This window comes from Maribacter forsetii DSM 18668 (assembly GCF_000744105.1).
Lineage (GTDB): Bacteria > Bacteroidota > Bacteroidia > Flavobacteriales > Flavobacteriaceae > Maribacter > Maribacter forsetii.
Genome location: NZ_JQLH01000001.1, coordinates 2,102,683 through 2,126,940 on the forward strand (window position 1 = coordinate 2,102,683; position 24,258 = coordinate 2,126,940).

Consider the following 24,258-nt stretch of genomic DNA (forward strand, 5'->3'; position numbering starts at 1 on the left):
AAATACTGTTCATAGTCCGTTTTACGATGCCACTTGTTTTTGTATTATAGTATACTTTTTTTTACTTACTCTTCTTTCGATGATTTCTCTAAAGTGTCTTGTTGAAATGACCATATCTCAGAGATTGGCACTATTTTTCTTGTCAAATCATCAATGTGCTTATGTTCTGTCCACAAAAATGGATAGAATGTGATACCTTGATTTCCATTAATTTCAGATATTTCTTTTTCCCAACCTGTCCACCGTGCATTAGCGTAGAATTGAGATAGATCACCAGTAAATGTCCACCATAAAAAATCAGAATATCTAATATCCATAGGCTCCCATTCTAAAGCATCAGGTGCGAAATAATAGATGTTACCTAAATCAGTACCCAATGCACCTCCGTTTATGGCATAAAATCCGCCGACTACATCATCGGCAATTAAGAATATAGCTGGTTTATCTCCGTAATCTTTGAACGTTTTACCTTTGTTAAACTTAGGTAAAGTTCTATCTAGCTTTTGGTTACCAGAACCCAAAATTCTGATCCAACCATGGTCTATTAAGAGACCGCCAGTTTCATATATTATAGCTCCCATGGGGGAGCGAGTTGATACTTGAGTTTGATACAGTGCATTGTCTGCTTCTTTCTCGTTTTTGGGTAGAATTTCAACTTTATTGGTTGCATTATTTATCCATTCAGTAACTAATGCCCAGCCTGGTTCTTCAATATTTATTAATTCATTTATTGCTTTCATACTGATTAATACAGATTTAATGATGCGTTGCAAACACCGATTTAATATGGTTATTTTTCTATTAGAATCTGTTACTTCTTTCTTTTAAACAAGAATTTATGTACTCGGTTTAATGTACTGCCCAAAAAGTTCCAAAATTTATGTAGAATTCCCTCAAAAATTACGTCAACGAAGAAACTAACTATAGCATCAAAAATCATCTGGTGTATTTATAAACTTTAAAAACTTAAATGGCAAGTAATTAATAGGGTAGAGGTAAGTTACTATTTGGTTATTGCCCAATCTTGACCTCCGTATGCTGTCCAAGAACAATCTTCAGGTTCCTTTAATATGCTTTTGACCATTTCAATAAGTTTTGGGTCTTCATCTTTAAAAATTGAATCTCCGGCCATAATTAGTGCTCTGCTTAACTCATCATGCATTTTATCTTTGTTCTGCACTAAATAGTTTAATTGCCCTAGCCTTAGATGTAAAAACGGATTGCCGATGGTATCTTTAAATTGCATAGCAAAATTGAAATTATCAAAAGCATCTTCAATCCATCTTTCAGAAAAACATACTTCAGCGATATGCAGAATTACATATCTACCTTCCCTAGTTCTTTTTTGGTCGTCAGTTAACGATTCATAAATTTTCATGAGCTGGTTAACCCTAATCTCCACATCTAAATCTTTATTAGTGGTGATTTTGTCGATGTGGGCTACTTTATTTGCTATAGATTCTGGTATGTCAATGTACTGCTTGATCTTTGCAATGTTCGCTTCTTTTTTAGATTGTAATTGAACTGGTTCTTGTTTTTTGTCGCTCTTCTTTAAAAAATCAAATAGCCCCATATGAATGCGTTGTAATATTTAATATTTCTATTTAAGTATTAATCTTCTTTCAATTTCAACAGTACCTCTTTACCGTGTTCATTATTAGGGTCTAAGGCTACAGATTTTTCATACATTTCAATAGCTTCATCTTTTTTGTCAGACATGAGTAAAGCTTCACCATAACTATCATAAGCATTGGCACTTTCTGGAAATAATATGGTGGTTGTTTTAAATACGTCTAGCGCTTTGTCCAATTCTTGGGTTTGTAAAAAGGAGTAACCCAATGTATTTAAATCGTGTTCTGAACGATTATGGACCTTAGTTTTGATTGATAGGTCAATTGCATTGTCCAAAGCCTTTTGTAAGACTACATTTTGTTGGTTTTCATCTAATGTTTTTACATAGGCTTTAACAATGACGTTGATTACTAAACCAGGATTATCATAAAAAATAGCATGACCACTGCTTTCAGCTATAATGTTGGTTACATTGTTGTTATTATTACCTAAATCTACATGAACTTTTTTCCATCTATTTGAATATTCTTCTGGATATACTGGGGCAGATTTATCTGGAAAAATATTTGTAACAGGAATATTTTCAGGAAACTGTGTGTTTCGTAATGAACGCATAATTTCATTGTAATTATAATTCAGGTAATAATCGCCGGTACCCTTTGGTATGGTATTTATGTCAACAAACATATCTCTCATAGCTAAGAAATCATCATTCCAAAAATCACTGAGCGTAGCATCTATTAAAACAATCGATTTTACTTTCTTAGGATGTTTATTCGCGTATAATAGATTATAGAGACCACCATAGGAATGTGAAACCAAAATAATATCATCATCGTATCCTAATTTTGCAAGTCCGGTTTCTAATTCCTTTATTCCGTTTTCAATATCGAAATCTGAATCGTTCTTCAATTTCGGATTTAATTCACTTTGCCCAAAACCAGATCTGTCATAGGTAATTAGTGTTGTACCGGTAACTTTATGTATCCTTTCTAAAATAGGTGCCCAAACAGAACTGTTATCACCGCCACCAGCTTCAAAAAGAATAGGAGTTCCTTCTCCTTTCATAATATTGAAATGCATGTTATAGCCACCAATATCTACTAGGGTATCTTCTGTTTGAGAATGTATCGTAAACGATAGAGAGAAAAGAGCTAAGAAAGTAAAATAGAAATTTTTCATTTTTTAATGGTTTAATAGATTAGTTAGATGTAATAATTACTTATTCGTTTAATCCACAACAATTAAGCCAGTTATTTTGGCTAGACATCTTAAAGGAAAACATGCTTTCTTGCAAAGGAATACTAAAGTTTTAGGGCATTATTAGGAAGCTATAATATCTAAAGATTAGTGAAATGTATTACTCGCTATATTAGTAAATATCCAAGACTACCTTAGACATTAATTTTTACTTTTTTAAATAAATTTGGTAACACGTCTTCTAAATCTGGAATTTTCCAATTTCTATCTCTTTTTATATCGCTTAAAACAATTTCACTTTTTATTTCAGCCTGTTCTTTTTCTGTTTCAGGTTTATTCCAGAAATCACTTTCCACTTTTTGAAATGCCTTCTTTTTAATTCCTGTTTTTTCTTTATATAGCTTTGCAGCTAACAGCCTTAATTCGGTATACTCGCAATTATTTTTTGGGGTATTAATTTGTGCTAATGTGTCTGCATTGGCCAAGGCGTCTAGATAAACTTTTTTGCCCTGTATTATGAGCCAACCTGTAAAATTGTAGGTGTTTGTGTAAGAACCTTCATTGATTAAAAATTGTGCCGTCCAAATTAAATTACTTGGTACTGAAATAATGGCAATTTCATATAACTCATAAATAAATTGAAAATGCAGTAATTCTTCAATTGATAAAACCGAAAGTCTTTTATTGAAGTTTATAGTAAGTTGTTCATTATCTGAATTTGATTTTTCCTTTACATCTTCAATGATGGTCCAAAATAGTTCTTTATTCATTTTAATCTGTGTTTAGGTTTTTTTATGTTTTCATACACTAAATTAAATTTCTACATGCTACTATATTGTCATTTTTTCTTAACTATATAAAGTCCTTGACTTTTACTTTTGTTTGCATTTGAGGGATATGAATACCGTATAAAAGACACTTCTGTTTCTGCTCTAAACTGTTCAGGAAGTGTATAGTTATTTAAATATGCGTCTGATTGAAAAAACCAAAATGGATATTTAGCAGCATCTTCTTTAAATCTCACATACTCATTTCCTTTATGTAATTTATAATAACCAACACCTAAAAACTGAGCTATTATAGGGGTATAGGTATATGTTTCAGCTGATTTTGTTTTTGAAAATTCAATTTTTTCAATCTTGTTGTTTTGGTATGTAAACTTGTTTTCAGGAAAGGCGGAATAATCTAAATCATTATTGTATTTTCTATCTGTACTAGAGCCAGAATGTGACATCCAGTCAGAATAGGTATTAGATTTTGTGTCTTTTAGAAAAATCAATTTACTATACTTTGCAGGATAACTTTCGAAAGTTCGTTCACTGGTATTGTCCCCGCCAAAATATTTGTTTTCTGAAAGATGTAATGTTACCCAACCTTCATTGGTATGGAAATAAACAATGTCATTATTGCCATAAATGACAGTAGATGATTTATTGTAATATTCTTCAAAAATTGTAATCCATTTTTTTTCTAATTTTTTTTTATCAGGATTTATAGTTTGAAAGAAGGATTGTGGTTTTATGACGTTTTGTGAAAAGTCATAGACAGCATTATCTGTAAATACATAATGGGTCTTATAAGGCATTTCTGCTTTTGAGTCTGTTATTCTAAAAAGAATGTCGCCTTCCGTACTTATTTTTATTTGCTGATATGAATCATCTACAATAAAATATTTGTTGATGGTATCATAAGTAATGTATAAGTAGGTTTTATCTGTAACTGCGTCGATTAGGTAATTTTTAGAACTGACACCTGAACTCAAATACTGGTAGTTGTTCTTATTGGAAACCAAATTGGGTATTAAATTAATACTAGTGCATTGTTGAAAGAAAAATAGGAGTGCAATAATTATAAATACCATTATTTTATATTTTTTCATTTTCAACTTAGGCTTATTATAAATTAAAATCTTTATTAAATTGTACTTCTAATTAAAGTTAATAATATCACTAATCATTTTGTGATACGTTGTTTTAATTTCATCTTCCACATCTTTAAACTCTATTTTCTCTAATTTTTTACATAACCTTAAATAGGCTTGTTTCCACTCTGGATCTTTAGAGATTGTAGTAAGCATGGATAATAAATATAAATGCCTTATTTCTGTATAATAATAACGTTTAACTTCAGTATCTGAATTTTTTAATGATATATATGCTTCTGCAGCTTTAACAGCTTCTATATAGTCTTCTTCTTTTTTAGTGATAGTAGCTAGTTTATCAGAATAATGTGCGAAGTAATATGCAGAATAAGCACTACGCACCTCAGTACTGTTCTTTAATAAATCTACAGATACTTTTATATACTTTACGCTTTTTTGATAGTTTTCTAAATTGTGAAGAAGTTCTGCAGCTTCATAATAATAGATACTTAGTATTCTATAATTTTTAGATAGCTCATTGTGTATACCTTCTTCAGTATTAATTTTTATAACTCGTTTCATTAAATCAATGGCCAATAAATAAAAAGTCTCGTCTTTTTTGGTCTTGCCTTCTAGAGCACGCGCTTTTCCCATATTTAATAATATGAATGCATGTTCTTTAGGGTGATTTTCATAAGTCCAAATTTTCAGGGCATTTTGGCATAATTCAAGCGCTAATGGAATTAATTTTAAAGCAGAATCCTTGTCTGCCAGTTTTGCAAGATGAATTGCTGCGGCAGCACAGTTCTGTTGATACATGGCATAATCCCAAGCAGATTTTTTTGCATTAAACTCATGTTTTAGTTTTGTGTATAGCTTTAATGCTCTTTTTGCATGTGTTATATCATCTATAAGGGTAGACTTTAGAAAATAAGCATTTGCATATGCATTATGGGTATGTAGCCATTTTTTGTAATTTTTAGATTTGTCAAGGAAGGATATTAATTCTTCAAAAACATCAATGCCCTTATCAATAGTTGATATAAGGTAATTTCTGTTTAACAACTCGGTATAGGTATTTCCTATATCATATAAAACATCGGCAAAGAACTCTTTATACTTGTCTTTATCAATTAATGATTTAATTTCTTGAAAAGCTATTATTTGTTTTTCAAAAAGAGAAGCATCGGTTTCACCTTCAATACTTTCTTGTATTAGTTTGCTTTGGTAGTACTTTATATAAGCAAATTCAAATGGTTGTTTAGTTCTATCAATGAAATCTAGTAGTAGTGTTATTCGGTCTATAAATTCTTCATTATTTTCTTCGAATGTGTTTTTAAACAATTCTAATTCCCAAATAAGCAGTTGTTTATATTGAGGTCTGTCATATTGAGCAATAGCATTAAGATAATATGAATTTATTTCACTTATATATTGCTCCACTTCATTTTGGCTTGTTGCAGTATAAGGCAGATAACAAAGTAACTCTAAAGTAGCTTTAGTAGTTATGAAATCAATTTGCTCAATATTTTGTAAATATGCTTTTAGTAGTTCATTAACTGTAGTAGAAATATAGCTGGTTTTTTCTATTTTTTTTGACAAGCTTAAATTGAATAAGAGCTTGCCATAAGCATTGTCACTATAGGGGATAACGTCGAATTCTGAAAAGAGGGAGTATGTTTTAGGTGTTTCTGGGAAATGATATGTAGTTGTATTCAAAAACTCTATAATCAATACAGAATTACTGCTAGTTGCTAGTTCTACACTATCGAATGTTTTCCATTTGTAATCTCCCTTTGTTACTTCTTTACTAAGTTGAGCCAACATACCCGATTCTTTGCCAAGTACTGCAATTATTGGTTTCTTTTGGAATATTTTAAGCAAAAAGATAATTTAAAGTGAATTCGAAGTTTTGTGTAGGGTGAATTTAAACAATTTTTTATAGTGCATTTATGTATTGTGCTAAAGTGGGTATTTGATATTGTTTTCGTAAAAAAATATTTCAATTTTTTTTAACTTGAGAGGTAGTGATTAATGCAGTTATCAGTCTTTTGGCAACTATTTCGTAACCGATTATCCTATCTATATTCTATACGTTTAAAAATATAGATTAACCTACTTGGAGTGCAGTGTTTATACTTTATATGCCTGATTTGTTAATGACACTGCCATACTTTTCTTGTAAGATTAAATCATATTGTTTTATTAAGGTTTTACAGTGGTTAGGTTAAAATCTGATAATTTTTCTTTGGTTTTTTATTTTCAATACCATTCATCATATTAAATAATAGCATAACCGTATTGTCATTACTTCCGTCAAAACCTTCATTTTCATTTAATAAAATTTTTGTCAAAAAGAATAAAGGAGGACAGCAATAATAATTTTTGGGTGAAACAATATATATGCCCTCAACATCATTTCCGAAATCAATATACTTCCATTTCCAGTTGTACTCTTCAACCACCATTTTGCCCCATAGGGCTCCTAATTTTAAAGCATATTCTCTTAGGTCTTCTTCTGAATGCTCTTTTAATAAAAGCTTGTCCACATATTCTCGGATCCATTGAACTTTTTCTTTTGGGGTCTCTGGTTTTGTTGTCACAAACAATTCATTACATTCTTGTTCTTTTTCATTTATGGCATCAACCAAATCTTTTTCAAGTTCTGTTACCTTTAATTTCTGTTCTTCCATTTGTATATTTATACTTCTTTAAATTCGAATATAATAAGTGTAAGTTTAGGTAGGTGATTTTTCAGTATAGAAATAACTTTTTAATGAATTCACATTTCTTCTAAATGCGCTATAATTCTGTCCTCTAAATCTATAGGAAACCAAACCACTGAAAACTCATATTTATCAGACTCTTCGCTTGAAATTGGGGTTTCTGTCTTAGTACTTAAATCTCTTAATCTAAAATCTTCATCCATACCAAAAACCATTTTTAAGTTTTTATAATTAGAATCTTTATACTTGTCATAGTTTGTTGGTTGATCAATTATTCGCCACCTCTTTTTTAAGATACCGTCCCAAAATATTTGGATAGGTGAAAACATAATACCGGAATTTATTATGTCATTTATATCTGAAGTTGCGCAACCAACGTAATTGAATATTTCAACTAAAACAGATGAACTTGTTTCTATAACCCTTCCAAACACAAAATTTTTTGACAAATCTTCGTTTGTTAGTTTCACTTTCAGTTTCCAATCATCTTTTGGCATAAATAGAGGAATACAGAATATGGAGCCAATAATATGCTCTTTAGTTGTTTTCATTTAATCGTATAATCGTATTTAGGAAATTACTTATTAGAACTATATTGGTGATTCATATTATGATTAGCATTTAAACTTTGTATAGGCTAAAACAGCCATAGTCAGTTCTTACACCCAAGTCTTCATTGATAAATTGAATACTTGCTGATTTCACCGAATGTTCTATTTTAAAACTATCTATAAATGTTTTATTTAAAAAATCATACACATGTACAGTATTCCCTTGTGATAAAACTAATTTAGATTCTTCTTTATTTAAACAAAAATTGACTACACCCTTAAAATAAGCCTGAACATCCAATGCAGGATAATCTAACTGTTCATTTTTTTCAATGTCAATATACAATAGAGGTTGGTGGTATTCTTGTTTAAGAATAAGGGTCTTGTCTAATTCTGCAAACATCATTTTGTCAATACTTTTAAAATCTCCTTTAATCGTTTTCAAATGTTTTTTTGTAGTAATGTCATAAAGTTCAATTTCTCCATGTTTTGTATGTACAGCAAGTATATTTGATGTTTTTGATAAGGCTGCACAAAAGGCAATACTCCCCTTAATTATTTCTACTTCGTAATCTTGTTCAAATAAAATATTATCCTTAAAATCTTTTACAACTAATTTTTCATTTGTTCCGTAGCTGTATGAATTATTGGCAATTGATATAAAACTGGCCCACATACCATTTTCCCTATCTGCAATTTTTTTAAAATGTTTACTCTCTAAGTTGTAAGTATAAATGTGATGGTCTAATTTTAGTAATAAAGACTTGTTTGTAGAATTAAACTGAATGTCCCAAGGTAAAACATCTGGTAGTTTTATTTTATGCTTTAAATTACCTAGTTCGTCAATATTAACTATAAAATCATATTGGTTATTTGGGTCTTCATAAGATCCTTGTTGGTAGACAAATAAACCTTCTGTTGTGTTAGAAAAAGATAAGCATCCAGAATATCCGCTACTTGTAAAGTAGTGCAATTTAGGTTCTCCAAATTTTGCGTCTTCATTACTTAGAACAAAACCTTTTTTTAGCATTTCCCATTCCTTTTTATAAAAGAATTTTAAGGCGTCCTCTTCTGTTTTAAAATCTTTCTCGTAAACCCTAGGCTTATCTATTTTACCAGATTCATATATAACCCTTAAGCCTAAAATTTCAATGTTGAATATTTTATTTAACTCTTTGTTTGTAAATGCGTGTTTTTTATTCATCTAGAGTTGTTTTTTATATACTTACATTACTTAGGTTAATTGTAGAGTATAAGTGAAGATATTCATTCTTTTATAAATACAGATTAAACATAGGCTGCGTTTAAGAAGGTTTATTAAAATTTAAATTGCATTAAAACTTTAATATTAACGGTGTCCTATTAGGGGGGAAGCTTACTATTCTCTTCAAAATTCGCATAGGAGCAGATGTTTAGCCTATGTCTAAATTAGAAGATAGTGCCAAGGGTGAAAAGAGCCTTGGTTTTATGATTTACGAACCGCCGTATACGAGACCCGTACGTACGGTGGTGTGAGAGGCGAACTCCGTTCCTAATTAGGGGCGGAGCCGTCTACTCGATTACCCACTTTTTCTTTTGTTTTTGTATCCATTATTTGGAGCAAAGTAGGTATTCTGTAATTACCATGCATTGATTTTATATATTCATAGGCTAAATCTAGTTCAATCCCAATTACTGATACATAAAGAGGTTTTTTACTTTCTCCTCTCAAAAGTGCTTTAGAATTTAGCTTATTTGAGTTATAACCTGATTTTGCTACTCCAATAATCGGAATTTTTTCACTTAACTTTTCATACAAATGTCCCCCTAAACCATATTTCCCATTATCGTCTAGTATAACATAGCCATCAACAATAATTAATTCAACCTCAATTAAGTTGATTTTTTGCAACAAACTTAAGATACATGGCATTTCTCTTTTATAGAATGAACCTGGTTCATATTCCGCTATTCCTTCAATTATTTCACTATAAATCTCAATAGGCTTATCATCTTCCCATTTATTAAAGCCAACACCAATAGTTTTTGCTTTATTATCGTAGTAATAAGTATCAAAAGCAATAATCATATTTGTCCTTCTTTTTTTGGAATAATTGTATCTGCTTTACTTAGAGTGAAATTTATCTTAGGGTAAATAAAATCTATACTTCTGTTTTCTTCTCCTCTTAATCTAAAATATACTTTTTTTTGTTCATCATTCGCTAACTCTAATAATTCACCATTAGTGAAATAGGGGAGGTTGTCTTTAAATTTAATTAATGTTTTAGATTCTCTAAAAGTTATACCAAGCCATTTGTTTTCAGACTTTAAAGGTTTTTGTTTGGGGACTTGCTCTAAGATAATTTTATGAAAAAACTTTGAATTAGCGGATAGTGAAAATAAAATAAAGGAATTATGTGTTAATGAAACTTCAAACTCTTCATCAGTCGTTTTGTCTTTAACTTTTAATTTTCTAATACTTTGTTCCGTTAATTCACTTTGGTTTTCATAGCAAGAAAAAAGACCTATATATGAGTTGTCGGCTAGGTCTAAACATTGGTCAGAGTGGTATTTCATTTTAGTATAACTCGAATCATAAATTTCTATTAAGGCGTTATTGAAATTAATAGAAGGTAACTTGTCCAGTTTATCATTTATACGATTTGCAATTATATTATGTATTGAAGAGAAATCATGTGCTGGAATATTATATTGAGTTGTTGTTCTAACTATAGGAATACCATCATCACTAGTTTTTACTAGATGATTTCCAAGTCTTCCTTTTCCAACATTTTCAAAATCAACACTATTGGATAATTCATGAAAGAGATTATGTTCAAACGACAGCGTTATTTTTATAAATTCATTTTCATCCATTTTTAATCTGAATAAGTATAGTTTAATAAATAGGTTTTTTATAATCACCAGAATTCATACTGAAATGAATTTTTCCATATTCTACGTTCTTTTCAGTTTTATTTTCTTTGTAGTAAGAATCTCTTAAATCTTCCATATTCTTATCATTCATCTGCTCTAATCTAATTAAATTTTTGTTTTCTTTTATAAAAATTTTACTATCCTCATATATAGCTTCTAGACTTGAACAACGAATTACATATCCCATTCTAATTGGAATTTTATCAATATTTAAAACCGAAGGTCTTATTTCATGTGTATAAAGTCTATTTGTAGAAAGTGGAATTGAAAAAACTGAATTTGGATATAAGGTTACGCTAAATTCCTTTACTAAAGTTTCATCAGTTATTGTATTTTTTAACTTAAAAAGAAGTCGTGTTAATCCGCTTGATTTTTTATAAATCCAGTCAAATTCATCTGTTTTTGAAGGTGATAAATGCTCAAAATTAGTTTTGTCGTAAAAGGTACAAAAAGTAATTAGTCCTTCTTTTGACATGTCTTTTGTTTTATCTGAATGAGCGCTAATTTTTGCTTTTACTTCTTTTGAGTTTGAATCATTTTTTTTGTTTAAATAAATTTGTGCTAGAACATGATTTAATTTTGTCTTTTTCTCGAAATCAAACTTAATAGCTTCGTTTAATGAATCAATAATTAGATTATCAGTTGTTCTAAAATTATCCGTTGGACCAGTTAAATTACTTGAACACCTTAATAAGTGAAAATTTAGTGATTCCTTTTCACCTTTTATTTGTTTAGTCACTCTGCTTAAATAGATTCCTTTTCTTAAAGCCATTGATTCCTTGTTCGACTCTGTTAAACTTTGGAATTCATGCTCTGATTTTATTTTGGTAAAGAAATTATCGTTACCGAAAAATCTTCTGTAAAAAACACCAGCATTATGAATATTTATTGGTACTTGTCCAAGACCAATTATAGAAAAGTTTTCTGTTGCTAAATTTTCATAATTTGAAGATAATTCTCTGATTATATATACTATACTTATTTCGTGTTATAAATCTTTACAATCTCCAATTACAAAAAGTCTTATTACCTTTTGAGTGTTTGGGATTTTTTCAAGGCTTTTCACAACGGTACCACAAAAGTTTTTTACCAAATATTGTAAATCTTCAGAATTATCATTTTGAGATAGGTCTATTAGATAATTTTTATTTTTAGATATACTATTTTCAAAATTAAATTTGTTCATTATGTTCAGAATCTGTTTTTATAATTGTGGGTAACGTTTATGTATATGGAAAGTTGCGGTTTTGTGTGCGAGGATTTTCCGAAGGAAAATCAGACGTAACAAAATAAACAACGACCTTTATTTAAGCTTAAAATAGCAATTTTTTATATATTGTGTTAGCCACGGTACTTATTTCCACCATACTGTAATTCCGTCGAATTTTGCTGTGTTCGGAATTTTCGATTTATCAATTCCTTTTCCATTCCACCAATCATCTTGAAGATCAGTTTTCTTAATACTGAACCAAGCATTGATATGTTCAACATCTAAAACAATGTGTTCCATATCAGGTGAAATTTTATCTGTTGAATAATATTTTTGTAAATCTCCAAAAGTTGAATTCAAACCAATGTTTTCGATTGTTTTAAACCTATTATCTAAAATCGAAATTCGGTTGATTTTTGAGTTTGTATTACCGTTTTGTTTTGGCGTTAAAATCAATATTTTTTTTCCGTTCGAGTCATAAATTTCATAATCGTCATAAGTATCATCTGCAAATTCTCCGTATCCAACTTTTTTCTTAATCTGATCTTTCGGGATTGTATTATAAACATCAGAAACGGTCATTCCTTTTGAGAAAATTCCAACTCGGTTTTCGGAAATGTGAAAATTATCAAAAGTATAACCACTTAGTTTTTTAACAGGCTCTTTTATCTGTTTTTCTTTTATATCAGTTTTCTCAACTTCTTTCGGTTTAGATATTTCAATCTCTTTTGAATCAGAGTTTTGTTCTTTTTTTGTCAATTCCAATTCTCTCTGCAAAAGTTCATTTTCTTTTTCGAGCAGTTCATTTTCTTTTTCGAGCAGTTCTTTTTCTTTTTTCGATGTCGAATTACAACTAATTAATAGTAAAATAAAAATGGCTCCTAAAATTCTCTTCATAATTTTGTCTTCGTATGTTCGTTAATATACATGGTTTACAACGTCTCCGTATATGAAACGTAGCGTGTAAAAAGACGCTATCGTTTCGGATTAAACACGAGCCGAATTTTTAAATTTTTCTTTTTATCTTAATTTTCTCAAAAAGCCAAATTTAAAAATTTGGCTGTCTTTGCAAATACACACAAACCTCTCGGAAAGCCTGTAATAGCTATGTTTTATATACATTGTTACCCACAGTACTTTACTCGTTCCAATTTTGAAGTCGGTCGAGATATAAATAACTTTCTACAAATTTTCTATGTTCTAAACTGGTCATTTTTTCTACTAAATTCAATGCAGAAATATAACTTGCTAAATTCCCATTCGATGAGCTAAATTTTCCGTCCTCAACAAATGTTACCAAACTGTCGTCTTGCACTTTTAAATTCGGAAATTCCTTTTGCAAATCTTTTCCGCCACCAATCCAAGTCACAATTTTATGACCGTCCGCAATTCCCGATTTTCCGATTAATTGAGCTCCTGCACAATTGCTCACAACATATTCAGTTTCTTTATTTTTCTCTCTTATGAAATTCACGATTTTTTCGTTGTGAACTTGTGCGTACATATCATAAGCACTTGGAACAAATAAAGCAGTAAGTTTCGGACAATTCTCAAACGTATAGTCAGGCACGAAATGCATTCCTTCTTCGGTTGTTATTTGACTTTCAGTTTCAGCAATTGAAATAACGTTAAATAGCTGTTTTCCATCTTCGGTCGGTTTTGCGAAAACATCAGAGGTCGCAATTACTTCGCTTTGTAAAACTCCGTTATACATCAAAAGTCCGATTGTTGGCAATTCGGGATTAAAAGGTTTTAGGTGTTTTGTCAGCGTATCAGTTTGTTGTTCGGTTTTCGTGAACTCTGGATTTTCAACTTTAGATTTCGATTTATCCGTATTACAACTTGTCAAAATAGTCGCAAAAATTAATGTTATAATTCCTAATTTTCTTATCATTCTCGATTTTTTTGTATTGTGGGTAACGTCTCGGCTCGTATGTTTGGTTCTTAGTTTGAAGATACTATAATTATATAAATAAAGGAGGTTGATTAAGCGGTTGAGCTAGATACATTTTCAATGATGTCGTTTCATAGATGAACAATTCTTCTTTAGCTACTACTTTTATAAAAGTAGTAGCTTAGATATTGAACAATAGCTAAAATTAGAAGGGAAAGAGAGGTCTCGGCTAGATACACTTTAGGGTGATATCGTTTCTTAGAAATCCCGCCATTTTATAATTTTCTTGGAACGTCTCGGCTCGTATGTTTGGTTCTTAGTTTGAAGATACTATAATTATATAAATCAAAGAGACAATAAAGGAGAGAGATTTAGGGGTTTAGCTAGATACAATTTTATTGATATCGTTGCATAGATTAACTACTCTTTTAGCTACTACTTTTATAAAAGTAGTAGCTTGGATACTAACAAAAGCTAAAATAGGAGGGACAGAGAGTTCTCGGCTAGATACACTTTAGGGTGATATCGTTTCTTAGAAATCCCGCCCTTCTATAATTTTCTTGGAATCTGAACAGTACCTAGGTCCTTTGGATAGAGATCGAATCAAGTGCGAGCAAAGATGATAAAGAGAATTACAGCTTAAAAACCGAAGAAATGGAAAAGCGTTTAAAACAGAGTCTGGGCATCGATGTTTCAAAATTGAACTTATCATTATCACTAGGTTCCCTAAATGAAAATTTAGTTAAAGAATTTGAGTCCCATCCCGATGTATCCAATGATATAATGGGTTATAAGGTACTCTTGAAATGGCTGAAGGCATCTGTCGATCTCGATGTGGAATTGTTGGTGGTGATGGAAGCCACGGGCGTTTACCATCAAGGTATTGCGCATTTTCTGTACGAGCAGGGCTATAGCGTTTGTGTAATGCAATCGGGTCGTGTAAAGCGCTATGCGCAGAGTTTGGACCAACGTTCCAAAACGGATGCACTCGACAGTAGAATGCTAAGTATGTTAGGTCTGGAAAGGAACATTCGACTATGGCACCCGCCCAGTGAGGAATTGCAGGAGCTAAAAGGACTGAGCAGGGAACGTAGTTCATTGTTGAACGATAGAACGATGGAGACCAATCGACAAGGAGCTATCGCATCGAGCGTACATAACAATGCGAGGGCATTGAAAAGGCACAAGATCAGATTAAAGCTTCTGAATACCCAGATAGCGGCGGTCGAAGAAGATATGCAACTTCTGATCTCTAAAAATGAAGTATTGAAAAGGAAGCTCGATTATTTAACAAGCATCCCAGGTATATCCTTTATATCTGCGGCTACGGTAATCGGAGAAACGTTAGGCTTCGAATCTATAGTCAATGCCAAGCAGTTGGCGAGCTATGCCGGTTATGATGTAGTATTACGGGAATCGGGAAACTTCAAGGGAAAGACCCGGATCAGTAAAAAAGGGAACAGCCATATAAGGGCGGTACTGCACATGCCCTCGATGACCTGTGTACGCTGTAACCCGACATTGAAACAGTTCTATAATAGACTAAAGCCGAACAAGGCAAAGCCGTTGGTGGCACTTGTAGCGGTGCAGAGAAAACTATTGATATTGATGTATACCTTATGGAAGAACGAAGAAAACTATGATGCGGGATATGAAATAAAAAAGCAGCAAAAGCATGAAGCTCTTGCTGCGCGGGATAACAGTTTGATAAATCAACCTGTTTCCTAAATTATTAAAGAAAAAACTTGTTTTTCAACACAGTACCTAAGCGTAGTGCGGAGGCAAGGAAACCTTTCGTTTCCGTCTGCGCACGAAGCTAAAGCTTATTGTTTAGATTTATTTTTTCTTGTCCAAAGCTAAATCCATAAGATTTAGCGACTTCATAAATATACACAGACCTTTTGATTTAGCCCTAAAGTCCGCATTACGTTTAGGCATTGTTAGCTGTAGTATTTTTTATCCGTGATATTGTGTTATTACTATGTTCTTATCTCGGCACCAATTTATTACGTTCCCATTTTTATCTACTAATAGAAAGTATTCAATACTCCATTTTTTATGGTATTCAGCAATATTAACGATATACTTATCGACCTCGGTTTTTTTATGATAAGGCATTGAAATCCGTAAGTATGGGTAGCTTTCAGTTTTTGAGTTTTTAATTCGGAATTGTTTTTTATTGATTCCGTTGTAGTTCATTAACTGGGTGTAAAAATCGAAGTCCGTTTCTTTTTCTGCATAAGAGCTTAAAATCTGCAAATTCGTTTTCTCATCAAGAAATTCTCCAGTAAGACATTCGTCCACTTGAAATCTGTAATAATGAGGATGCAAGTCCACCGCATATTTTGGAATCCGAATTTTCTTTTCGGACGGATATTTTTGAATTATAGTGTCTTTGTAAAAATCAAACGCGATTTGTTCGAAAAAAGGTAATTCAGCTTGGCTAAAACCTAAATTGAAACCTAAGACCATTAATGTAATCGCAAGTTTTTTCATATTACAGCTAACGGTTTTGTGTATGGCTCGTTGCGGAAAATCAGATATGATTTTCCGCCGTAACCGAAAGATAGTATATTGCAATGAATTCCGATTAGGAATTCAGCCGCAATGAGCTATACACGGTGTTGTGCATAGTTTTTATTCTTTAATTTCGGCTACCATATAAACTGAAGCTGCAATATTGTGAGGTACACTAACTCCAACTGCTGTTCGAGTATGTTTTCCGATTTCTCCGAATACGTCAACAACAAAATCAGAAGCGCCATTCATAGCATCAGCTTGTTCAGTATTTTCCGAAGTAGAATTCACTAATCCGTGCATTGCAACAATACTAGTTACTTTGTCAAGTGAGCATATGGTTTTAATTGCAGCTAAACAACCTATTGCACATAGTTTAGTCGCATATTTACTTTCTTCTAAATTCAAATCCTCTCCAAGTTTTCCTTTTTTTATGATTCCGTTTTCCACTGGAATTTGACCTGCTACATAAATCAGATTCCCAGTCCTTTTAGCAGGAATATAATTCGCAACAGGTTTTGAAACCTCTGGTAATTGAATTCCTAATTCAGTTAATCTTGTTTCAATTTTATTCATCTGTTTGTCTTTAAAATTGTAGTGTTTTTTAGGGTTCCTCAAATTATGCACAACGTCTCGTGTATGAAATCGTAGCGTGTAAAAAGATACTACATTTTGGGTTTAACACCGAGCCAATTTTTTATATTTTGATTTAACTTCTCAGTTTTAAAGCCAAATTAAAAACTTGGCGGTCTCAGCAAATAAAACACAAACCTTTCGGTTAAGCACTTATTAGCTATGTTTTATACACCGTGTTGTACCTTGTTTTTTACACAGTCATAATTTTGTCCATCTCGATGTTTAATAATTGAATTAATTCGTCTTTTCTTTTGCTAATAAGAACAATCTTTTTCGTCTGTCCATTCTTTTGAAATTCGAGATTAATTTTCTTCCCGTCAGTTTTAACGGACTTTATTGATTTGATTGGAATTATATGGAGCAAGTCAAACTGTTCAGCAATCCAAGCCATAAAAGTGTTGGTTTTCAACCATAATTCGTCTTGAGTAATCCTGATTTGCAAAACATTTCTTGCACCTCCCATTTTTGTTTTAAAGGATTGAGTTGAATAACCTGAAACGGAATTTTCAACGTACTTGAAATTAGATTCATTTAACTTAGGAAATTTCTTTATTGATTTTTTTCCGTTTACAAGAAATATAGAGATTATAGTTACAGCAAAAATGAGCCATACTATCAAAAAAATCTGTTCAGGTTGCATATTAATTTTTAAATTTTGCTCTAATGAGGTACAACAATTGTGTATGTGTACAATTACACATATATCTTTTATACTTGTAATTTAAAAAATAAAAAAGAGAAAAAGATTTTTACTTCATCAAATTGATTTCGGCAATGCTTTTTATTCTATTTCGCTCTAAGAAAGCATCAATAGTTTCAAAATGCTCTATAACGCGTTGCTCTTTAAATTCAAATACCTTTTGCGATAAGCCTTGTAGAAAATCTCGATCGTGAGATACAAGAATAAGTGTACCATCATAGGTGGATAATGCTTCTTTTAATACGTCTTTAGATTTCAAATCTAAGTGGTTGGTAGGCTCATCTAATATTAAAAGGTTAACCGGCTCTAATAATAATTTCACCATCGCTAATCGGGTTTTTTCTCCACCAGAAAGCATACTTACTTTTTTATCAATATCGTCACCACTAAACATAAAGCGACCTAAAATATTTTTAATCTGATTTCGAATATCCCCAAAGGCAACTTCATCAACCGTTTGAAAAATGGTTAAGTCCGGGTCCAACAGTGAGGCTTGATTCTGGGCAAAGTAGCCTACTTTCACATTATGACCTAAGTGACATGTTCCCTCTACAGGAATTTCACCCAATATGGCTTTTATCATTGTAGATTTACCCTCACCGTTTCTACCCACAAAAGATACTTTTTCACCTCTCGCAATAGACATATTGGCATCTTTAAAAACAATATGGTCATCATAAGATTTTGAAACATCTTTTACAGTAACAGGATAATCTCCCGAACGTGGAGCGGGAGGGAAGCGAAGTTTTAATGACGAAGTATCTATTTCATCAATTTCAATTATCTCTAACTTTTCAAGCATACGTTCCCTAGAAGTCACTTGATTGGTTTTGGAGTATGTGCCTTTAAATCGCTCTATGAAAGCCATGTTATCGGCAATGAACTTTTGTTGTTCTTGGTAAGCTTTTATTTGATGCGATCTACGGTCTTCCCGTAATTGTAAATAGTGAGAATAGTTTGCTTTATAATCGTAAATCCGCCCCATGGTTACTTCAATGGTACGGTTGGTAATGTTGTCGATAAAAGCCCTATCGTGAGAAATCACCATAACAGCATTGGCTTTATTTAATAAAAAATCTTCTAGCCAAATTACAGATTCTATATCTATATGATTAGTAGGCTCATCTAAGAGAATAAGATCCGGCTTTTGCAATAGAATTTTAGCCAATTCTATACGCATACGCCAACCACCACTAAACTCATTGGTTTGTCTAGTGAAATCTTCTTGTTTAAATCCTAATCCCTTTAACGCTTTTTCTACTTCTGCATCGTAATTGACTTCGTCTAAAGCATAGTATTTTTCGCCTAGATCAGAAACCTTCTCAATAATGCTCATATAGGCATCACTTTCGTAATCTGTTCTGGTCTCTAGTTCTTTATTAAGCTTGTCCATTTCATCGCGCATACTGAAAACATGCTTAAATGCTTTAGCAGCTTCCTCAAAAACGGTACAATTGTCTTCTGTAAGTAGATGTTGTGGTAAATAGGCGATAACAGCATCTTTTGGTACGCGAACATTACCACGTGTGCCCTTCTGTTCACCTGCAATAATCTTCATCATGGTAGACTTACCGGCTCCGTTTTTACCCATTAGAGCAATTTTATCGGTAGGGTTTATGACAAAGGAAACGTCACTGAATAGGGTAGTGCCACTGAATTCTACGGCTAGGTTATCTACTGAAATCATGCTTTTTGTTTAAAAAAGCAAAACTAGTAATAAGATGTGGTGCTTGATACTTACTACAGTAAAAAGTTATTACAATACAAGGGACTTAACTTTTTAAGTACTTGTCTTGTTGCTTAACCAATTATATATTAATAATACTACGGCTAGTAACAATAGTAAATGAATAAGTGCACCCATAACTTTGAATACGACAAAGCCTAATACCCAACTTATGACCAATGCTGCAACTAAAAAATATATGATTTTTTTCATATCTATTTGTTTACTGACCAATTCATAATTTCATCATGAATCTCTTGTTCAGATTTTTGCCTTTTTTTAGCAATATTGCTAATTATGGATTCTAAGCTATCTTGCTCTACGTTGGTGTCAATATCTTCGGTTTCCGGAAAGTTGGCCAAGTATTCATCTTTCACTGCCAACCACTGCTTTTCTAAATGTAAATCGTTTTTTGTTGTAGCTACTCCGCCATTATTAACTGGTTTTCCTATGGCTTCTTTTACATTTTTGCTTTGAGAGATACCTTTGTTCTGAGGAGTATCATTTTCTAACCCGCCAGTGCTTTTTGTTTTGTGAATGCTTTTATCTTCTGTGATCATCTTTATAATATTAATTATTACTAATGATAGCAAGGTAGCCACACAGTCAGATATAGATTTGCTCTAACATTTTATTAATTGACCTAATAAAATAATGATGCTATTGCCCAAAGATTTTTTGGATAAGAATTTAATGGGATTTTGTCTTTTTCTTGACTTTCAGCATTTTCGCTGCAGAGGTGTATCCGCCTTCGGTTCCGTCCACAAAATGGGAGTGGCTGGTTTTCATGTCCAATACGTAGCATGACATTACTGAGGCGTGCGTTACATGAATGCCGTATATTATTTTATGTTCTGCCTCTAATTCATCAAGAAAGCTAATAAAGTGATCTATTTTATCTTGCTCTGCGGTAAAAATAGTATTTATCATACCATCTAACATAAATGAGTGGGATAATTGACCAATTTGCTTTAAATACTGCTTGCCGCTTTTAGAAAGACTAAAGTATGCACGACCAATATTGGTTTTGATCCAATTTTTTAAAAAGTACGACCAACTTTTATCCGCGAGACTTACCTTCATTTCTTCCCATATTTTATACAAGCTGACATCTAGTTTTAGGCGTTCGCTTTTTATGGGTTGCCGATCATTAAAGGTTCCGAAAATTTCATCCATTTTAGATAACACCTCTTTATAAACTTCTCGTTGTGCTTTTTCCTCTACGGCATCTAACAGCAAGCACACCACTTTTGCTTGATTTTGGTCAGGATTCACTTCTTCCCATCTACATTCCATCCCTTCTAAATTCAATAGGCTTTTATTGAAAGTTGAATGTGGTAGTTCCTTAAAATTAGATTTAATGATTTCTTCAGCTTTGTGTAAGCCATTGCCTAATATAATGGGGATAGTTAAGCGTTGTGTTAATTGGAGTTTTGCAATCTTAAGATGACATTGGTCGGATAACAGATTTTTTACAGGAACATGACCTACTCTTAATACTAAATTGGTCTTTCTTTTAATATGTAAACTGTAATTGTCAAGTACGGCTATCACTTTATCTTTTAAGCTGTACGGTATAAGGAAGGTGGCGCCATCACCACCAAAAAAATACGGAATCTCTATATTCTTTTTTAATTTGCGTACTGTATTCAGTACCGAAATAATACTACCGGTTGCCGTTAAATTTACTTGATGATGATTACCATCTACCACGGCTTGCGTAGAGTTTTGAATATCTACTACGACAACGTGCCAAGTTTGGGGCACATCTAAAAAGTTAGATTCATTCGATAGCAATTCCACTAAAGGTTTCTTCGACTTTTTAAGCTCAGTATAGAATTTGGTATTTTTCATTCGCTAATTAGCTAGTCGTATTTTTAAAGTGAAATTACAAGTTTATTCTCGTATCTGGTTAAAATTTAAAATGTTCAGATATGGTTGTAATTTTATTTGTTTGATTAATACTTTATAGCAAGTTCTTGTATATAAGGTTCTAAAACCTAAACGGTATTTCTATTGTGTTATATATCTATTTAATATTTCACTTAAAAACCAGATAAAAGTAGTTGAAGAACAATTATTGGTTTAAGTTAAATTCTGCTGCTAAACATAGATGATTTCTTATTTTAGCATACTCAAACCACGCCCTGATCAACCTATATGACTGCAATATACATGAGCCTAAGACGATTAGGTTGTTATGCTTTTATAATACTGTCACTTTTTGCTTGTACCAAAGCAGATACAATACGCCCTAGCATAGAAAATAGCTTAATAGCTATTGATAGTTTAATTCAAAAACAACCTGAACAATCAATCTTAAAACTAGATAGTTTATTACAAAATACTACGCAATTAACAACCTTAGAAAGAGCCATGTTGTTATTCAATAAAGGGGAAGCATTATACCTTAACGATAAATATCAAGAAGCCTTAACCACACATTTAAAGTGTAATGATTTATTTGTTGATTTAAATGATACGTACAATGAGGGTAGAAGTTTAATTACCCTAAGTGGAGCTACTTTACACATGGGTGATGTTGAAACATCTCAAATGTATGCCTTAAAAGCACTGAGTTTGGCGCAATTAATTAATGACAAACGAATAGAGGGCAAAGCTTATAATCAACTTTTTAAACTTCATTTTCAACTTAAGGATTATGATAAGGCCTTAAACTATATAATTGCTACCGATAGTTTATTCTCTAAAGGTACAGACACCACTTCTATAATAGCAATTAAGGGAAACAAGGCTAGTGTTTATCTTAAACTAAAAGATTACAACAAAGCTTTGACCAGTTTTTCTGAAGCCATGGCCTTAAGTCAAACTCAGAGAGACCCAAAGACTATAGTAAGTATTTTAAATAATATTGGCTATACCTATATTGAAGCTGGTGAATACACAAATGCCGAGAAATTTCTAAGAGGTTCTGTTACTTTAAATAAAAACATAAGAGCTATTAATGCAGCGCCATATAAAGGTCTAGGGAATTTATTTTTATTAAAAACCGAAAATGATTCGGCAAAAGTAAATTATAAAAAGGCCTTAAAAGTATACATCGCTAACCACAATAGAAAAGAGGAGATAGAGGTGAGAGATAAACTAATTGCTATAGCTATTATGTCTGACGATTATACAACGGCATTAAATCACCAAATGATTAGAGATAGTTTACAGTTGACCGTTAGCAATCTAGAAAAAGATAGGCTTTTGAACTTTGCTAATGTTAACTATGAGGTGAAACAGAAAGAGACCGAAATAAACCATCAAAAAGAGATCAATAGTCGAAATCAGTTGCTTTTAGTTAGTGCTATTATGTTGTTTGTTTTCGTATTGATCGCTACTGGTTTTTATATATACAATACCAAATTAAAAGCTGCTAATAAGGCTTCTAGATTAGAGCAGAGTCTTTTGCGTGTACAAATGAATCCGCATTTTATATTTAACACCTTAGCGGCCATTCAGAATATTACATTAGAAGGTAATCCTATAAAATCATCTAATTATATTGCTAGGTTCTCTAAGTTGATAAGACAAAATTTCGATTATGTAAGAAAAGAATCAATACCCTTGGATAAAGAAATTTCTATGATTAAAAACTACATAGAAACCCAACAATTGCGCTTTAATAATGTGTTTAGCTATAAAATTGAAATAGAAGAACAATTAGACGTAAAAGTTATTCATGTGCCACCAATGTTACTACAGCCATTTGTGGAGAATGCTATAGAATATGGTTTGAAAGAGAAGAAAGATGGTGGCAAACTTTTGTTGAAAATTGAAAAGAACCCAAAGGGTTTATTGTTTGTAATTATTGATAATGGTTTAGGTAGATCGGCAAAAGCAAAGAAAGAAAAGTTAACTGAAGAGTTACACGCAACAACTATATTCTTGGAGCGTTTAAAAATGAGGAATAAGGGTGAAGAGAAGTCTTTTATGATAGAGGACTTATTCGACGAAAACAATACTCCTACAGGTACTAAAGTATATTTTAAATTGAAATTTCAATGATAAAGGCAGTAATAATAGAAGATGAGTTTAATGCTCTTAATACTTTAGATAAACTCATTACATTCACTCAAAAAGATATTAATGTTATTGCCAAAATAGATAATGTTGAGGAGGCTATTTCATTTTTAAAAGATAATACACCGGATCTTGTTTTTTTGGATATTGAGCTTATTGGTGGTAATGCTTTTCAAATATTAGAATCTTTAAAAAGTATTGCTTTCAAAATAATTTTTACCACCGCTTATGACGAATTTGCGATTAAGGCCATAAAATTTGATACAATAGATTACTTATTAAAGCCCATAGATTCTGATGAATTGTCAGTATGCATTGAAAGGTTTAGAGTAGGTTTCAAAAAAGAACAGGTTTATAAAAATGCAGTTGAGAAAGTTTCTGAATTTGATGAAAAAGAAATCCAAAAAACCTTATTGATAAAAACTGCAGATGCACAATATTTTCTTCAAATAACTGATATTGTACGTTGCCAAAGCGATGGTGCGTATACCACCTTTCATACTACAGATAAGAAGATTATGAGCGCACGTAATCTAAAGTACTACGAGAATATATTAAGTGAGCATACTTTTGTTAGGGTACATCAATCTCATTTAGTGAACATAAAGTACATAAAGACAGTTAATGTTAATAATACTGTTCGCCTAACCAATGATGAAACCATACCGGTTGCTACACGTAAAAAATCATACTTAAAACAGATTTTAAATACGCTTTAAG

Annotated in this window: 24 protein-coding genes; 3 read left to right on the forward strand and 21 right to left on the reverse strand. The window is 31.8% G+C overall.

Going from position 1 to position 24,258, the window contains the following annotated elements:
* Positions 1-65 precede the first annotated feature (65 nt).
* The 14 genes from P177_RS08760 to P177_RS08830 form a co-directional block, all read right to left on the reverse strand.
* Positions 66-740 carry a DUF2625 domain-containing protein gene (locus tag P177_RS08760; protein WP_036154000.1) on the reverse strand — a complete coding sequence of 225 codons (675 nt, stop codon included), beginning with the start codon at positions 738-740 and terminating at the stop codon, positions 66-68.
* Positions 741-1,003: 263 nt separating this feature from the next.
* Complete coding sequence (locus P177_RS19385) at positions 1,004-1,573, reverse strand: hypothetical protein (RefSeq protein ID WP_051941769.1); 570 nt, start codon at positions 1,571-1,573, stop codon at positions 1,004-1,006.
* Between the two features lie 38 nt (positions 1,574-1,611).
* Positions 1,612-2,754, reverse strand: coding sequence for an alpha/beta fold hydrolase (locus tag P177_RS08770; RefSeq protein ID WP_036154002.1), 1,143 nt, complete (start codon positions 2,752-2,754; stop codon positions 1,612-1,614).
* Between the two features lie 212 nt (positions 2,755-2,966).
* The gene (locus P177_RS08775; RefSeq protein ID WP_036154004.1) at positions 2,967-3,542 is read right to left on the reverse strand and encodes a DUF4240 domain-containing protein; all 576 of its coding nucleotides are present in this window, start codon (positions 3,540-3,542) and stop codon (positions 2,967-2,969) included.
* A 68-nt stretch (positions 3,543-3,610) separates the two neighbouring features.
* Positions 3,611-4,651: a hypothetical protein gene (locus P177_RS08780; protein WP_036154006.1), complete on the reverse strand. Its 1,041-nt coding sequence runs from the start codon at positions 4,649-4,651 to the stop codon at positions 3,611-3,613.
* 48 nt (positions 4,652-4,699) lie between these two features.
* Complete coding sequence (locus P177_RS08785; RefSeq protein WP_157486501.1) at positions 4,700-6,517, reverse strand: hypothetical protein; 1,818 nt, start codon at positions 6,515-6,517, stop codon at positions 4,700-4,702.
* Positions 6,518-6,855: 338 nt separating this feature from the next.
* Positions 6,856-7,326: a hypothetical protein gene (locus tag P177_RS08790; RefSeq protein ID WP_036154010.1), complete on the reverse strand. Its 471-nt coding sequence runs from the start codon at positions 7,324-7,326 to the stop codon at positions 6,856-6,858.
* 89 nt (positions 7,327-7,415) lie between these two features.
* Positions 7,416-7,910, reverse strand: coding sequence for an Imm26 family immunity protein (locus tag P177_RS08795; RefSeq protein WP_036154012.1), 495 nt, complete (start codon positions 7,908-7,910; stop codon positions 7,416-7,418).
* Between the two features lie 70 nt (positions 7,911-7,980).
* Complete coding sequence (locus P177_RS08800) at positions 7,981-9,114, reverse strand: hypothetical protein (protein ID WP_036154014.1); 1,134 nt, start codon at positions 9,112-9,114, stop codon at positions 7,981-7,983.
* 327 nt (positions 9,115-9,441) lie between these two features.
* Positions 9,442-9,978: an endonuclease V gene (locus P177_RS08805; protein ID WP_036154017.1), complete on the reverse strand. Its 537-nt coding sequence runs from the start codon at positions 9,976-9,978 to the stop codon at positions 9,442-9,444.
* Positions 9,975-10,766, reverse strand: coding sequence for an alpha-ketoglutarate-dependent dioxygenase AlkB (locus P177_RS08810; RefSeq protein ID WP_036158075.1), 792 nt, complete (start codon positions 10,764-10,766; stop codon positions 9,975-9,977). Before P177_RS08810 ends, P177_RS08805 begins: the two co-directional genes overlap by 4 nt.
* Before the next feature lie 22 nt (positions 10,767-10,788).
* Positions 10,789-11,598 carry a hypothetical protein gene (locus P177_RS08815; protein WP_245233018.1) on the reverse strand — a complete coding sequence of 270 codons (810 nt, stop codon included), beginning with the start codon at positions 11,596-11,598 and terminating at the stop codon, positions 10,789-10,791.
* Between the two features lie 582 nt (positions 11,599-12,180).
* Positions 12,181-12,933, reverse strand: coding sequence for a hypothetical protein (locus P177_RS19390; RefSeq protein WP_051941770.1), 753 nt, complete (start codon positions 12,931-12,933; stop codon positions 12,181-12,183).
* A gap of 241 nt (positions 12,934-13,174) precedes the next feature.
* On the reverse strand, positions 13,175-13,930 hold the full coding sequence (locus tag P177_RS08830; protein WP_157486503.1) for a DJ-1/PfpI family protein: 756 nt from the start codon (positions 13,928-13,930) through the stop codon (positions 13,175-13,177).
* Between the two features lie 654 nt (positions 13,931-14,584).
* Between P177_RS08830 and P177_RS08835 the strand changes: the two genes are divergently transcribed.
* Positions 14,585-15,658, forward strand: a complete 1,074-nt coding sequence (locus P177_RS08835) for an IS110 family RNA-guided transposase (protein WP_036152083.1) — start codon at positions 14,585-14,587, stop codon at positions 15,656-15,658.
* Between the two features lie 228 nt (positions 15,659-15,886).
* Here P177_RS08835 and P177_RS08840 read toward each other — a convergent pair whose 3' ends face one another.
* The 7 genes from P177_RS08840 to P177_RS08865 form a co-directional block, all read right to left on the reverse strand.
* Positions 15,887-16,426 (reverse strand): hypothetical protein, encoded by a 540-nt coding sequence (locus P177_RS08840; protein ID WP_036154021.1) that lies wholly within the window; start codon positions 16,424-16,426, stop codon positions 15,887-15,889.
* 141 nt (positions 16,427-16,567) lie between these two features.
* Positions 16,568-17,023, reverse strand: a complete 456-nt coding sequence (locus P177_RS08845; protein WP_036154023.1) for a RidA family protein — start codon at positions 17,021-17,023, stop codon at positions 16,568-16,570.
* Between the two features lie 250 nt (positions 17,024-17,273).
* Entirely contained in the window at positions 17,274-17,723 is a 450-nt protein-coding gene (locus tag P177_RS08850; protein WP_036154025.1) for a hypothetical protein, read from the reverse strand.
* A 109-nt stretch (positions 17,724-17,832) separates the two neighbouring features.
* A complete protein-coding gene (locus P177_RS08855) occupies positions 17,833-19,470 on the reverse strand; it encodes an ABC-F family ATP-binding cassette domain-containing protein (protein WP_036154027.1) in 1,638 nt (545 codons plus the stop codon).
* A 93-nt stretch (positions 19,471-19,563) separates the two neighbouring features.
* Positions 19,564-19,722 (reverse strand): lmo0937 family membrane protein, encoded by a 159-nt coding sequence (locus tag P177_RS20055; protein WP_157486505.1) that lies wholly within the window; start codon positions 19,720-19,722, stop codon positions 19,564-19,566.
* A gap of 2 nt (positions 19,723-19,724) precedes the next feature.
* Complete coding sequence (locus P177_RS08860) at positions 19,725-20,069, reverse strand: hypothetical protein (RefSeq protein ID WP_036154029.1); 345 nt, start codon at positions 20,067-20,069, stop codon at positions 19,725-19,727.
* Positions 20,070-20,199: 130 nt separating this feature from the next.
* Positions 20,200-21,363, reverse strand: a complete 1,164-nt coding sequence (locus P177_RS08865; RefSeq protein WP_036154032.1) for a DUF3095 family protein — start codon at positions 21,361-21,363, stop codon at positions 20,200-20,202.
* A gap of 306 nt (positions 21,364-21,669) precedes the next feature.
* Here P177_RS08865 and P177_RS08870 point away from each other — a divergent pair, with 306 nt between their 5' ends.
* Positions 21,670-23,523 carry a tetratricopeptide repeat-containing sensor histidine kinase gene (locus P177_RS08870; protein ID WP_084684659.1) on the forward strand — a complete coding sequence of 618 codons (1,854 nt, stop codon included), beginning with the start codon at positions 21,670-21,672 and terminating at the stop codon, positions 23,521-23,523.
* Positions 23,520-24,257, forward strand: a complete 738-nt coding sequence (locus tag P177_RS08875; protein WP_036154034.1) for a LytR/AlgR family response regulator transcription factor — start codon at positions 23,520-23,522, stop codon at positions 24,255-24,257. Before P177_RS08870 ends, P177_RS08875 begins: the two co-directional genes overlap by 4 nt.
* The last annotated feature ends 1 nt before the right edge of the window (position 24,258 follow it).

Excerpts from the sequence above, each read along its gene's own strand:
- P177_RS08760 (WP_036154000.1), bottom strand. The coding sequence starts at position 740 with ATGAAAGCAATAAATGAATTAATAAATATTGAAGAACCAGGCTGGGCA.
- P177_RS19385 (WP_051941769.1), bottom strand. The coding sequence starts at position 1,573 with ATGGGGCTATTTGATTTTTTAAAGAAGAGCGACAAAAAACAAGAACCA.
- P177_RS08770 (WP_036154002.1), bottom strand. The coding sequence starts at position 2,754 with ATGAAAAATTTCTATTTTACTTTCTTAGCTCTTTTCTCTCTATCGTTT.
- P177_RS08775 (WP_036154004.1), bottom strand. The coding sequence starts at position 3,542 with ATGAATAAAGAACTATTTTGGACCATCATTGAAGATGTAAAGGAAAAA.
- P177_RS08780 (WP_036154006.1), bottom strand. The coding sequence starts at position 4,651 with ATGAAAAAATATAAAATAATGGTATTTATAATTATTGCACTCCTATTT.
- P177_RS08790 (WP_036154010.1), bottom strand. The coding sequence starts at position 7,326 with ATGGAAGAACAGAAATTAAAGGTAACAGAACTTGAAAAAGATTTGGTT.
- P177_RS08795 (WP_036154012.1), bottom strand. The coding sequence starts at position 7,910 with ATGAAAACAACTAAAGAGCATATTATTGGCTCCATATTCTGTATTCCT.
- P177_RS08800 (WP_036154014.1), bottom strand. The coding sequence starts at position 9,114 with ATGAATAAAAAACACGCATTTACAAACAAAGAGTTAAATAAAATATTC.
- P177_RS08805 (WP_036154017.1), bottom strand. The coding sequence starts at position 9,978 with ATGATTATTGCTTTTGATACTTATTACTACGATAATAAAGCAAAAACT.
- P177_RS08810 (WP_036158075.1), bottom strand. The coding sequence starts at position 10,766 with ATGGATGAAAATGAATTTATAAAAATAACGCTGTCGTTTGAACATAAT.
- P177_RS08815 (WP_245233018.1), bottom strand. The coding sequence starts at position 11,598 with ATGGCTTTAAGAAAAGGAATCTATTTAAGCAGAGTGACTAAACAAATA.
- P177_RS19390 (WP_051941770.1), bottom strand. The coding sequence starts at position 12,933 with ATGAAGAGAATTTTAGGAGCCATTTTTATTTTACTATTAATTAGTTGT.
- P177_RS08830 (WP_157486503.1), bottom strand. The coding sequence starts at position 13,930 with ATGATAAGAAAATTAGGAATTATAACATTAATTTTTGCGACTATTTTG.
- P177_RS08835 (WP_036152083.1), top strand. The coding sequence starts at position 14,585 with ATGGAAAAGCGTTTAAAACAGAGTCTGGGCATCGATGTTTCAAAATTG.
- P177_RS08840 (WP_036154021.1), bottom strand. The coding sequence starts at position 16,426 with ATGAAAAAACTTGCGATTACATTAATGGTCTTAGGTTTCAATTTAGGT.
- P177_RS08845 (WP_036154023.1), bottom strand. The coding sequence starts at position 17,023 with ATGAATAAAATTGAAACAAGATTAACTGAATTAGGAATTCAATTACCA.
- P177_RS08850 (WP_036154025.1), bottom strand. The coding sequence starts at position 17,723 with ATGCAACCTGAACAGATTTTTTTGATAGTATGGCTCATTTTTGCTGTA.
- P177_RS08855 (WP_036154027.1), bottom strand. The coding sequence starts at position 19,470 with ATGATTTCAGTAGATAACCTAGCCGTAGAATTCAGTGGCACTACCCTA.
- P177_RS20055 (WP_157486505.1), bottom strand. The coding sequence starts at position 19,722 with ATGAAAAAAATCATATATTTTTTAGTTGCAGCATTGGTCATAAGTTGG.
- P177_RS08860 (WP_036154029.1), bottom strand. The coding sequence starts at position 20,069 with ATGATCACAGAAGATAAAAGCATTCACAAAACAAAAAGCACTGGCGGG.
- P177_RS08865 (WP_036154032.1), bottom strand. The coding sequence starts at position 21,363 with ATGAAAAATACCAAATTCTATACTGAGCTTAAAAAGTCGAAGAAACCT.
- P177_RS08870 (WP_084684659.1), top strand. The coding sequence starts at position 21,670 with ATGACTGCAATATACATGAGCCTAAGACGATTAGGTTGTTATGCTTTT.
- P177_RS08875 (WP_036154034.1), top strand. The coding sequence starts at position 23,520 with ATGATAAAGGCAGTAATAATAGAAGATGAGTTTAATGCTCTTAATACT.